The sequence below is a fragment of the Providencia sp. Je.9.19 genome (assembly GCF_051129765.1).
In the GTDB taxonomy this organism is placed as follows: domain Bacteria; phylum Pseudomonadota; class Gammaproteobacteria; order Enterobacterales; family Enterobacteriaceae; genus Providencia.
This window is the reverse complement of record NZ_JBCPSS010000001.1, coordinates 1,415,258-1,428,704: the sequence shown is the minus strand read 5'-3', so window position 1 is coordinate 1,428,704 and position 13,447 is coordinate 1,415,258. Positions and strand designations below refer to the sequence as shown.

Genomic DNA, 13,447 nt, shown 5'->3' with positions numbered 1-13,447 from the left:
CTTATTGGGATAAGGCTTTTTGTCGTAAATACGCCACAATGATGCAGGCGGGGACGGTGACGCGGTAAGCGGGACCCGCTAAGTCAGCGACAAGCCATGCAGAGCTCACTGCAAGACCTATCGGCCCAGCAATCAAGGAAAGTGCTCGGTGTGCGGCAAAGAGTGTACCGAGAGTGGCAACCCCGCCTAACGCATTAATCACGCCAATAGCTGAGAGTGTTGCCACTTCCAGCGCGGCAATACCCGAGGTGCGGATAGCCGCTTGAACAGCAATCAAAATCAATTGGGGAGTCGGGTTGGTGAGGTTAAGCTGCATATCACGGGAGAAGGCTTGCAACTCTTCCGTAGTCAGCCCATTTAAGCTTTTTTCTAACACTTTCAATAGCAAGTTTAATTCTAAGGTTTCAGTATTTCCGGCCTTCGGATAATTAACATCGAGGTGGTCACAGACATCTTGTAATATTTCACGATATAACACGCCTTTATTACCTCGAACGAGGTTCATCAAACTGTTGGCTCCAAAAGCTTGCAGCTCAGCTGCAATCGACATCCAGTATTGCTGGTGCTCAGGGTGATACAGTTGATATTCAGGTGAGCTGGTTAAGGTTTCAGTCCAGCGCTTTTGCCCATCTTTACTGTCGTGAGTCAGTACAGACACAAGCAAGCCCAGTTCTTCGTTACTGCATTCACGTAAAAATGCTAAATCGGTATCTAATCGGTAAGTTGCCATCGGTGTTATTCCCTAGCTTGAAAAAGAGAACATAACAATAACAACCTCACCGGACAGGTTATGTCCGGCTATTTGACTTTTTTTCGGGATAAAAGGAAGGGTAAATGACAGGGTGTGTCACTGGTTTGTTTTAACTGCATGATATTAATGCGATTATTAGATTTCGTGTAAGTGATATATATCTGAAAAATATTTGAAATAGCTATTTTTGATTAAAAAGAAAAGTAAAGGGGACTTTTAAAGAAACAAATATAAATAACGATTAAAAAAACAGCATTCAAATAAGGGCAAAATGCATTTTTTAACTATCCAATTTCATCTAATTGAATCTGAATTAGTCCATTTCGATTTAATTAAGTTGTTGATATATATGAATTAATTAATTGACTTGCTGCCGAAAATGCGATTAATTAGCTACTTCGAAACAAAACAAACTTAAGGTGAAAAATATGTCCCATTTTCCATTAGATGCTTTTCCATCACTTATTCGTGACATTATTCATGATGTTCATGAAAGTACCCAAGCACCAGTTCCATTAATTGCCTCCTCTGTGATTAGTGCAATGTCTTTGTCTTGCCAAGGTTTGATAAATGTCAAAATTAATCAAATGACACCGTTTCCCGTGTCATTATTTTTACTTGTGATTGCAAATTCTGGGGAGCGTAAAACAACGGTGGATAAAATGGTGATGAAACCTTTTTATGAACATGACACAGATTCATTAAGAGAGTTTGAACAAAAGAAAACAGACTATTCACTTGAGATGCAGGTTTGGAAGGAGAAAGAAAAAGCTATCCTAAGCCAGATCCGCAAGAAAACAGCTCAAGGACAAAGTACCGAAGAAGTATCTGAGAGGCTTAAAGGTCTACAAATAGAGAAACCGATTCAACCAAAACATCATCGATATATTTATAACAATGTGACACCTGAAGCGTTACAAATGGGCATGTTCAATAATTATCCCCATATTGGGTTAATCGCAGATGAGGGGGCTAATGTCTTAGATAGGCAAGTCATGAAGGATTTAAGCTTTATTAATTCCATGTGGGATGGTGTGAGCTTTCATGTTGACCGCAAAACAACATCAAGTTTTACGATAGAAGATGGGCGTATTACGTTATCTGTGATGGTACAGAAAAAACCGTTTGATTTATATTTAAAGAGGCAAGGAGATAAGGCGAGGGGAATTGGTTTTTTTGCGCGTTGTTTGGTTGTGAATATTGATGAAAGTTTGACGACCCAAGGTGCACGCTTTATAAAAAATAATTTTACTCGAAATATGAATATTAATTATTTTCATTGTCGAATAAATGATTTATTAGCTGATAATAATTCAAAGAAAAAAATAGATGGAAAATTATGCTTGTCATTAGAACCATCAGCTAAATATGCATGGGAACAAATTCATAATAGCATAGAGAGTCGACTTCTACCGGAGGAAGAATATGCTAGCATGAGAGATTTTGCATCTAAATTAGCAAATAATATCGCACGTTTAGCAGCTGTATTTAGTTATTTTCTTGATGGTGATTGCGATATAAAAAAGGAATATATTGATGGTTCATCAGTTATTTGTGAATGGTATATGCAACAAGCTATTCATTTATTTGGGCATGAAGACGGCTATTATGAAGCCTTATTATTATCATGGCTACACCGTGAGTATCATCAAAGTGGTAGAGTGCGAGGTAGTATAAGATTTAATGATATTCGACGATATGGGTCAAATGCATTACGAAAAGGGAAGTTACTGGAAAGCGTTATTTCAAATCTAGAAAAAGAAAATGCAGTATATATAAATTATTCACTGCGCGGTGCAAAATTTGTATATGAAGGTGAAAATCTCAATAACAATATTTTTACAAATCACCCTGCATATTTATTTTATCCATTAGCTACTGCTGCTACTGTAGCAACTAATCGCAGATATTAATGATAAAATTGTATAAAAATAATATCAGAGTGAAATTATTACAATTCTGATGCTTTTCAAAGTTAATAAAGGTCTATAGCTTTTATTTTTATCTAATAATTAAGTTTATAGTGTCGGTATAGTATTATATGTATTAATGATTATATCTGTTATTAATGTCGGTTATTTTATATATCTAATTATAGCTTATAGAGTATTGTTAGCTACATTATTATAAGTATTAAATTAAGATGCTTATCTAGTGTAACTAATGAGTAAGCTATGTCTAAATGATTAATTAATGGGTTGATGTATTATATGCTTCATTAGTTTTTATCATAACAAAATTGATAATAAGATAATTGATGTAATCATATACCGATACTTCCTTAAAACTAGTGCTAAGGATTAGCAAATTTAAAATGCAACATTACACGTATAATGCTCAATATCAGCAAGCTTTTTCGGATGTGATTAATTATGCCGTACGAGAGTTTCCTCGTACGCTTGCTTTACGCGTGGATCTCCGTTTCCCTTCTCATTATCAATACGGTGATTCAAATAAAGAGATAACACGTTTTATCGAATCATTGAAATGTATGATTCGGGTAGACTGTACAAGAAGAAATCGGCGCTGGAAACGCAAGTATCCTAATCGTTTGCGCTATATTTGGGTTCGTGAGATTGGTGAACGTAATCACCGTAAGCATTATCATGTTCTGCTATTACTGAATAAGGATTTTTATCATTCGGTTGGCCATTATAGTTCGAATACAAGTTTAGGCGCTCTTATTCAGAAGGCATGGTGTAGTGCGTTAAAACTACTTGTAAAGCAGTACGCTAGTTTAGTTCATTTCCCCAAGAATAAATTATTTTACTTAAACCCGAATAGTTCAATTTATATCCAACAGTTGTCTGCATTACAGCACCGTATGGATTACTTAGCGAAAGATCATACGAAGCGTTATCACGATGGGTATCGTTCTATTGGAATGAGCCGGGGGTAGGTGACTGTTTCTATCTGGTAGGTAAAAGCGGTTATTTACCGACCGATGTTATTAATGAATTTACTATTAATGTTATAAAGAATTAGTTAATTAGCGTTAAATAAATAAAAATTGAAGTTATGTGAATTTAATAGTCGTAAATTTAATTTTAACGGATTAATACACTGCAAAAAAGAAAGTTCAAAGATTGAGCTTACGAGAGTTAGATGGTGTTGTTGGAATTAAGTAAATAAAATCAATGCATTATGGTCTATTTTTAAATTGAAACATTTAGTAACATAGTTTATTTCTATGTACATTAGAACTTGCTGGGCTTGTTGTGTTTTGGTGTGTTTTTTGCTCGATGATTATTCTGATGTGGTTCATTTTTGGTGTTTTTATTAGCATTATATAGCGATATTTCAACCAGTTTACGCTAAGTCACTTATCCTGCGGAGATACAACAAGGTCGATAGATTTACAACCCACTCATAAGCTTTTATTATCCTTAACACAAATCTGACAGTGCGCACTGACTGAGATGTCTGAAATTATTAGGGGATTATATTTCCCTAATCAAACTTGCCATTACTGACAAAGGATATCACTATGCCAACTCCATGTTATATTTCCATCGAAGGAAAAACGCAAGGCAACATCACTGCGGGTGCATTTACAGCAGAATCTGTGGGGAATATTTTTGTACAAGGTCATGAAGACCAAATGCTGGTGCAAGAGTTCTCTCATGTGGTTACAGTTCCTACTGACCCGCAATCCGGTCAGCCTTCAGGCCAACGCGCACATAAACCTTTCCGCTTTACCGTGGCGCTGAACAAATCTGTTCCGCTGCTGTATAACGCATTAGCGTCAGGCGAAATGCTGCCAAAAGTCGAACTGAAATGGTACCGCACCTCAGTAGAAGGTAAACAAGAGCATTTCTTCACCACTACATTAACAGATGCCACTATCGTTAACATCGATTGCCAAATGCCACACTGCCAAGACCCTGCTAAATCGGACTTTACCCAACTGATTGAAGTGTCCCTGTCTTACCGTAAAGTAGATTGGGAGCACACTGTTGCGGGCACATCCGGTGCTGATGACTGGCGCGCGCCACTCGAAGCCTAATACCTTTCTTTTTAACGAGCCCATTGGGCTCGTTATCACTTTATTTAAAACCCCATTATTCGCGCTTATTTTGCACGGAGGCTGTTTATGTTTAGCAAAGACCCCAAAGAGGCGGCCATTGACTCCGCTTCAGTTTTAAAAGACGAAGCGATGAGCCAAGCTAAAAACATCGCACAATCTAAAGCGCGTGAATTAGTGTCTGAAAAAACACAAAAAGCGGCCGCATTAGCACAACAAGGCATGTCTTTTGCTTCAACCGCTACGTCCATGTCAAATAATGCCATTTCACAAGTCAATAGTGTTACTAACAATCCGATGATACACGGTGGTGGTTTTACGGGAGGTGTCTCGCAGTCTGGACAGACCTACTCACAAAACCAAGCCTTGCAAGCGGCTCATGGCGCATTGTTAGAAGCATTAGGCGCAGGGAGTCTGGAAAGTGGATTAGTGTTCACCTGTACCATTGGCGGCTTACCTGATAACACTTTCCAACTTACTGAATTCAACTTAACCGAAGGGTTATCTTCATTATTTTCACTGTCGATAAGTGCGGTCAGTGCGTTGCCATTTATCGATTTTCAGCAACATCTCGGGGTCGCCTCTTCACTTACCGTTAAGCGCGATGGTGTACCTGTGCGCACCGTCAATGGGGTTTTAGCGGGTGCAGTGCAAGGCAATACGGATGGCGTGAAAACCTGGTATCACTTTGATATTCGACCTGAAATGTGGGTCATGACCCTGAACCAAGACAGCCGTATTTTTCAAAACCAAAATGTGCCGACGATGTTGAAAACCTTGCTGGATGAAGCGCATATTAAATCGGACTGCAAGTTTTACCGTGATGATTTGCACCCCGAGCGTATTTACACCACCCAAAAGCGCGAATCCGCTTTTGATTTTTGGTGTCGGCTCGCGTCTGAAGAAGGGATTAACTTTTGGTTTGAAGAAAATCAATTGTTTTATAGCGATGAACATATGGGAATGACGGCAGGCATTAACCTGATGTATAACCCGCAAGCTGAGACTGATATCAGCGACAGCACCGCCAACACATGGCAATACGGTGAGTTTTTGTGCGTCGACGAAACTATCCATAAAGACAATAATTTCATTCGTCCCTCTTACCCGCTTTCGCATGACAATAAAATTGAAAATGGCGGACAGCATAGCGTATTTGAAAGTTACGGACGTTTTCAGGTGGATGCAGAAGGCAAGCCATTAACACAAATTCGCTTTGAACAATATCGCAATGGCAGCAAAGTGGGAAAAGCGACCACAAACTGTTTTAAGCTGATGCCGGGTAAGATATTCACCTTAGCGAACCACCCTCATCTTCCCATGAATGATAGCTGGCAAGTGATTAGTGTGAGTCACCGTGGTGTGCAACCGATGGCTGATAATGGCGGAGGCGAAGGGACGCAGCTGTCGAACAGTGTTTCCTTTATTCCGGGCACCCAAGAGTGGCGCCCGTCGTTTCGTTATAAACCGACGGCAGATGGCGATGAAGTCGCCACCGTTGTTGGGCCTCCGGGTGAAGAGATTTATGTGAATGAACACGGTGCGGTTAAAGTGCATTTTCACTGGGACAGGCGAGGTAAAGCCGACCACGGTGCGTCATGTTGGGTGCGTGTCGCGATGGGCTGGAGTGGCGGCGGTTATGGCTTTTCTGCCGTGCCCAGAGTTGGGACGGTCGTTCAAATAAGCTACCTAAATGGAGATATTGATAGGCCAATCATCACGGGGTGTACTTATGATGGGCGAAATGCGACCCCGTTGAAGTTTCCCGAAAATAAAACCCGCACCACCTTTCGGACAAAAACCCATAAAGGTGACGGCTTTAATGAACTGCGCTTTGAGGATGAAAACGGCCAGCAGGAAGTGTTTATTCATGCCCAAAAGGACATGAATACCAAAGTGCTTCATGACCGAACAACCCATGTATTGCATGACCATGCGGAAGTTGTTGATAACGACCAAACTATGTATGTGAAAGGTTACCGCACTGAAACTATTGATAAAAATAACACGGAAACGGTTGGCGAACATAAGAGCATTACGGTGGGGAATACCTTATCAATCAATGTGGGCGATGTGATTGAGCTGCGTTGTGGTGCGAGTGTTCTGCGTATGGACAGTGGGGGGCATGTCACCATTAATGGCACGGAATTTAAGTTTGAAGCATCAGGGCCAGTACAGATTACTGGTAAAGATGTGGATATTAACTGAGGTCTTTTCATGTTAGCTCAAGTGATAAATAAAACACCTTTTCCCCATTTTGCTTTTGAAAAACTCGGTCATGTCAATGAGCATTGGTTTACTGTCATTATTAAGGCAACTTGTGATATTGACCCTACGACAGGCCATTGTGAGTTTTCCGATACACAATTACCGATTGTGATGGCGGATAAATACCGTACAACCCTCGAAAATAGCAGCTTATTAGTAGAAACAGATTTAGTGTTCTATAAACCGCGAGGGGAATTTTATCTAACAGGTACTGCGCGTGTGCTCGAAGGGCAAGCCACCCCTCAGTGGGAAAGCGGCTTTACCTTTGGCTCGCTTAATAAGCAACTGACCTTGAGCGGGCCCCGTTACTGGGAATACCAAGATATATGGCGACTCACGGATCCGTTACCGATTACTGCATTGCCGCTAATTTATGAACATGCATTTGGTGGTCATCATCATGAGGATCAAGCTTATCCAGATAACCCGATAGGGTTAGGTTGGTATGACGCGACAAAATTGAATATTTCTGAGAGATATGCGGCGGCGCAAATTAGCTATCCGCAATTAGAACATGAAATTGGAATACCTTCCCCCGTAGCGGGCTTTGGCTTATATAGCCGATGGTGGCAACAACGGCTTCAATATGCGGGGACGTATGATGATATATGGATTAATGAAATCCGTCCTTATTACCCTGCTGATTTTAAAAATGATTTTTTAATGGGGACTCCTGTTGACCAACAGCAAGACTATTTTAAAGGTGATGAAATTCTCACGTTGAAGGGCTTATTCCCTGAAAGCCCAGTAGTCACACTCACCTTACCTAAAATTGGTTTTTTAGCTGCTCAGCAAGTCTCTCATCAAGCCGATTCTCACCATAAACTCAACCTTGATACAGTTTCTGTGTCCTTAGATGAGCGCAAATTGTATCTAACATGGCGTTACAGCCAAACGGATTTGCAGGCTGGTACCACGCTGAAATTAAATGCTTATAAATTGCCATAAGGGTATTGACGAGAATGAAGAAAGTTGTCGGAAATAAAAATGGAGATTATTGTGTCGTCTCGTCAGGGCCTGATGTCTGTAAAGTGGGCAATAGTTTAATTCCCTTTGATAGTTATCAGCAATTAAGCTCAGAGCAGTCTTATGTCAAAAGCGTTCGTGTCAATGGCGTGCCGACATTAACCGTAGGGAGTGTCATTAAAGGCACACAGAGCAATGCGGGTTCAGGCATTATTTCAGGCACAAGCCAAGGTAGTGGTGATTGTGTTATCACCAGCGGTTCGCCAACGGTACGTTTTTGTGGTAATGCGACAGCCTATCATGGCTCTGATGTGATGATGAATAACGGTAATGTGCCGGGGTTGCTGTATACGGTAGAAAAAGTCCATAACATTGCAACCGAAGCAGCGATAATTAATAAACAAGAAAAAAAAGAGGATAATGAAAAATCTTTTTTTGAACGCTGGGGAGATGCATATGTTCAAATGAATGAAATGGACAAAATGGCCAATGAGCAGTCTAGCGAGATCATTATCGGCGGTGCTAAAAATTTTGCTAATTCACTCATTTCACTAAGTGAATTGTTATTACAAGGTGCGGCACTGCAAGGTGCTTATGAAATGGAATCTCAAGCCTATCTTGCAGCTCCTTTTCTTCCAGAAGAACATACTCAAAAAACACTGGAATTGGCAGAAGACCTTAAGAAAAAAGAAAATTTACCGACTCTCCCTCAATTTGAGTTAACAAGTGAAGGGCAAAAAATGGGGGCGGTAGCAGAGGAAATCATTGAATACGCTTTTTTGACCAAAGCTGCTGCAAATTTAATCAAGACAGGATTCAAAGCACTTCCTCGATTATTCAAAAAAGAAGCTCCAGCAGCAAAAAATGTCACGATTGCCACACCCCCTAAAAATGAAAATGTGGTAAATGCGAACAAACCTGATGGGCCTACGGGCAGCGCCGTGTGTAAGCTCGACCCAGTGAATGTGGCTACAGGTGATTTTCTCCAGGTTTGGTCAGTCCTCTCGTTACCTGGACTGCTACCAGTTCAATTACAAAGAGCTTATCGTTCAACCGCTTCGCAAACAGGGCTATTTGGTGCCAAATGGGCCGATAACTGGTCAACTCGCTTAGACGTTACAGCTAACGAGTTAGTTTATTGGAATGAGGAAGGAACATCCATTACGTATCCCGTGCACAGTGAGTTCTTAAATATCCGCCATTCTCACTATGCTCACACTCTGTTATCGGGTGAATTGAATGGCGAAATATCCCTCTTTGATAATCGCACTCAACTTACCCAGCACTTTAATCATCTTGATGGGCAAATTCGCCGATTATCGGCTATTACTGATAATAATCATCAACGTATTAATTTTCATTATGATGATGAACAGCGATTAAATCTCATTACGCGTAATGGACAAGCATTATTGCGTTTGGAATACCAACAACATCAACTTCAGACTATCTCGTTAGTTGGTTCAGCAATGACTCAACTTTTAGTGACGTGTCAGTATGATGAACAGGGGTATTTAAACGAATGCGATGCTTTCCAGCAAAACCATTTGTGGCACGAATATTCTCCTGAAGGATATATGACCCGTTGGCATGATACCGACCAAACGGATTACTACCTTGAGTATGATGAACAAGGGCGAGCTGTCCGTAACCACTCTCCATCAGGATATTGGTGCGGTGGATTTATCTATGATGATATTCATCGCATGACCACCTTCTATGATAATGAAGGCGGGCAATCTTATTATTACTACAACGATGCCGGGCTGGTTACACATGCCATTGACCCGCTAGGGCGAGAAACCGTAACAGAGTGGGAAAATAATCTCAAAATCAGTGAAACCAATGCATTAGGGGATACAACACGTTATCTTTATCATTATGACGGTAACTTAGCCCAAATTATCTATCCCGATGAGCGTTCAGTTGAATATCAATATAATGAGCGTGGGCAACTCATTGAAATGGTGTCTCCGAATAGTGATGCCTGGCAGTTAGGTTATGATAGCCAAGGCAATCTAGCCACCGTCACCGACCCCCAAAGTCAAACGCAAACTTACGAATACAGCCAACACGGTGAGCTGCTTAAAGCCATTCAACCCAACGGAGCACAATGGCAATATGAATACAACAGTACCCATCAATTAATCAAAACGACCAATCCGTACCAAAACAGCACGGAATATCAGTTTGATGAACTGGGGCGCTTGGAAGAATATACGGATGCGTTAAAGCATACCACACGTTACCGCTACAGCTCAGCTCATGCAGGGGTAAATGGCAGTGTCAGCGATATTTTGCTGCCTGATGAGGCTCATCAACATATCGAGTATGACAGCGAGCGTCGAGTAATTGCAGTGACGGACGGTGAAGGAAAAATAACTCGTTATCGTTATGGTCCGTTTGATTTACTGCTGACGATGGTGCGCCCAGATGATACTGAAATTCATTTTGAATATGACGCGTTAACGCGTTTAAAAACAGTGATTAACGCAACAGGTGATAAATACACCTATGAGCGAGATCGCGCTGGTCAAATCATTCGAGAAACAGACTTTACCGGGCGCGTTCAAGAATATCGTTACGATAGATTAGGCCGCCGCATAGCGACACGTTATCCGGATAACCACGAATTACGTTGGCGTTATGACACCTCGGGGCTTATCACCGAACAGAGTGAATGGCTCGATAATGGCATTGAAAATAGGTGCTTATCGACAACGACTTATGAGTACAATCGTCGTTTGCAATTGTTGAAAGCCACCAACCCTGATTCGGTAGTGGAGTTTGACTACGATGAGCAGGGGCGTTTAACTTGTGAGCGCATCAATGGTCGTGAAATTGCACATCAATGGGATGATGAAAAACAGGTCTTATCTCACACCCGTTTTGGTGGCCGAGAGCTGAGTTATGGATTTGGGCAATTAGGCGAACTCACTCAGTTGCAAGTTAACCAGCACGCGCCACTGCAATTGAGTTATAACGCCGTTGGGCAAGAATTCTTACGCCGCAGCGAGGCGGGTTTTGTTAACTCGAGTCATTACACCGCGACAGGATTGTTAGCTCATCAACGGGCAGGACGGGGCAGTGAAAACTTCTTACAATCACTGCAAAATAATCCGCATCAACCGCCCTTTTGTACCGATGTACATCGCGCTTATCATTACGACCGCGCGCACAATGTGGTGGGCATTGAGGATGACCGCTGGAAGCAAACCACCTATCGTTATAACGCTAACGACCAAATCACTGAAACCCAATACAGTAACCAAATTGGCAATCGTGATGAAAAATTTCTGTACGACGCGAACCTGAATCTCACCGAGCACATGACGTTACCGTCAGATGCGCAAGGGGCGATGTTGCAGTTATTCCAGCAACAACAAGCAGGACGTGTCACACGGCGAGATACAGCAAGAGGCTATCAGCTTTATCACTATGATGTGAATGGGCGATTAGAGAAGAAAATTGTCCATGAACACGGTTACCGACCTAAGGAATGGCGTTATCTGTGGAACACCCAGAACCAATTGACCGCGTGTTTCACACCAAAAGGCGACTGTTGGCACTATACCTACGATGCATTTGGACGCCGACTGAGTAAAACGAAGACCGTCGATAGCCAAGCAGCTAATGTCAACCCCTTGTTTCCACAGCTCAAACCCAAAGTCACCGCATGGCATTATTTATGGTCGGGTGACCAGATGGTGGAGGAGACGCCAATTTATGCGGATGGGACGCCGGCTTACGATTCACAAATTCAATGGTTATACGAGCCTGGCGCCATCACACCGACGGCACGCTATCAAAATGGCAAGCTGCATTATGTGGTGACTGACCATCAGGGCACACCGCGAGAGATATTTACGGAATCGGGCAAAGCCAGTTGGGCAGGACGCCTGAACACATGGGGTCAGATGCAGTTCTGGCAGTCTCAAGATGGTCGAGCGGATAATGACCCGAACTATACCGAGTGCCACTTTCGTTTTGCGGGTCAATATGAAGACTCGGAATCCGGCTTGTATTACAACCGCTTCCGGTACTATGATAGGGACAGCGGACAATATATTAGCCCCGACCCGATAGGGCTACTGGGTGGTGTGAATCCGTACGGGTATGTGCATTGTCCGACCGGGTTTATAGATCCGCTGGGGTTAGCTTGTTGCCCTGTATCGTTATCAGGAAATAAAATAACTAGAGCCGATGGTACCGAACTAATTGCTATCCCCGAAAATGCAAAGGTGCGTAAATTAACACCTCCAGAAGGATATAAGGGTGAGTATGGTTATGAATATAAATGGAAAAATGCTGAAGGAAATACAACAACTGTACGCATGCATGGAATAGATGAATTTGCACCGATTGGCTCAAATTCTAGTCAAGGATGGGTAGTTAGAATTATGGATGGGAAAAAGAGTATGGACGTAAACGGCGTATATCATCCTCCAGGTATTTTTAATACGAGCAGTCCTAACTATAATCCATCTCTCATTAATGATGTTCATATAGCTATAGATAAACCTACAAGGTTCCCTGGAGTGCCCTAATGCTTAAAAATCAAGAATTATTTTTGACTGAGAAAATAAAAGAAATAAAAATATCATTACAGAGTCAAGAGCCTGATATGTATGAGCTAATAGGCTCTGTACGAGATTTGTTCTCGTCTATATATAATACTAATATAATAGCTAGCAATAAAATTATTGTAGATTTATGGGATGTTCTACTAAATGTATTTCTTGAGAGTAAATACTATGATAATAGATTTGATGCAATATTTGCCATGAGTGATATTCACCTTTATGCGAAAAGACAAAATATAGATTTAAACATGCACTTGTTAAAGGAATGGATTAATAAGAATGAATTATCTAATGAAACAGAAGAAATATTAGAATGTGTTAACGATATATTGACTTAATAAAAAATGAAAGTAAGTGTAAAATTACTTTCATTTTTTATATCAGCTTAGTAGTTAATATACTCTACCATCAGCTCGCGCATGGTGTGTTTGATGGCACTGAGTTGCGCTTGCTGTTGTTGGTTCTGCTGCTTCATCGCCCGAATGTCTTCACTGTCGGGAATTAACATCAAACAGCCGTTTAAAATCTTCACCGTAAAAGTGAAGCCTGTCTCAAAGCCCGCGGCTTTTAGCCATTACCCTTTAAGATGTATCGTCGGAGGTGGGCTGACTTTACTGCCGTTCGGGGCATCGCCCACGGTGTAATAACGTTCTTTTTTTGGGAATTTATTTACAGTACTGCCTGACTTTTTCTTTTATAGCATCCTTAATTTAAGTTGAATAATTGACTGATAATTCAAAATAATTCAGATAAACTTGAAAAAGTGCGCGTTGGGGTTTTAGGGTTCGCCAAAACCGCTTAGACAGTCAGATGTTCTTTAATAAGTGATATGTATCAGGTGGTTGAACGCATCCG

The 13,447-nt window shown here is 41.4% G+C and carries 8 protein-coding genes; 7 read left to right on the top strand and 1 reads right to left on the bottom strand.

Translation table 11 applies throughout. The features are described 5' to 3' along the window. Window position 1: 1 nt before the first annotated feature. Complete coding sequence (locus AAZR93_RS06560; protein WP_434719298.1) at window positions 2-730, bottom strand: DUF3944 domain-containing protein; 729 nt, start codon at window positions 728-730, stop codon at window positions 2-4. Between the two features lie 449 nt (window positions 731-1,179). Here AAZR93_RS06560 and AAZR93_RS06555 point away from each other — a divergent pair, with 449 nt between their 5' ends. The 7 genes from AAZR93_RS06555 (at window position 1,180) to AAZR93_RS06525 (ending at window position 12,930) form a co-directional block, all read left to right on the top strand. After that, window positions 1,180-2,664 (top strand): YfjI family protein, encoded by a 1,485-nt coding sequence (locus AAZR93_RS06555; RefSeq protein ID WP_434719297.1) that lies wholly within the window; start codon window positions 1,180-1,182, stop codon window positions 2,662-2,664. A 401-nt stretch (window positions 2,665-3,065) separates the two neighbouring features. Continuing rightward, window positions 3,066-3,650: an inovirus Gp2 family protein gene (locus tag AAZR93_RS06550; RefSeq protein WP_434719296.1), complete on the top strand. Its 585-nt coding sequence runs from the start codon at window positions 3,066-3,068 to the stop codon at window positions 3,648-3,650. A 588-nt stretch (window positions 3,651-4,238) separates the two neighbouring features. Beyond that, on the top strand, window positions 4,239-4,757 hold the full coding sequence (locus tag AAZR93_RS06545; RefSeq protein WP_294110176.1) for an Hcp family type VI secretion system effector: 519 nt from the start codon (window positions 4,239-4,241) through the stop codon (window positions 4,755-4,757). 87 nt (window positions 4,758-4,844) lie between these two features. Continuing rightward, window positions 4,845-6,983, top strand: coding sequence for a type VI secretion system Vgr family protein (locus tag AAZR93_RS06540; RefSeq protein WP_434719295.1), 2,139 nt, complete (start codon window positions 4,845-4,847; stop codon window positions 6,981-6,983). Between the two features lie 9 nt (window positions 6,984-6,992). Then, window positions 6,993-7,991, top strand: coding sequence for a DUF2169 family type VI secretion system accessory protein (locus tag AAZR93_RS06535; protein ID WP_434719294.1), 999 nt, complete (start codon window positions 6,993-6,995; stop codon window positions 7,989-7,991). 14 nt (window positions 7,992-8,005) lie between these two features. Beyond that, window positions 8,006-12,556, top strand: coding sequence for a polymorphic toxin type 30 domain-containing protein (locus tag AAZR93_RS06530; protein ID WP_434719293.1), 4,551 nt, complete (start codon window positions 8,006-8,008; stop codon window positions 12,554-12,556). Next, a complete protein-coding gene (locus AAZR93_RS06525) occupies window positions 12,556-12,930 on the top strand; it encodes a hypothetical protein (protein ID WP_434719292.1) in 375 nt (124 codons plus the stop codon). Before AAZR93_RS06530 ends, AAZR93_RS06525 begins: the two co-directional genes overlap by 1 nt. The last annotated feature ends 517 nt before the right edge of the window (window positions 12,931-13,447 follow it).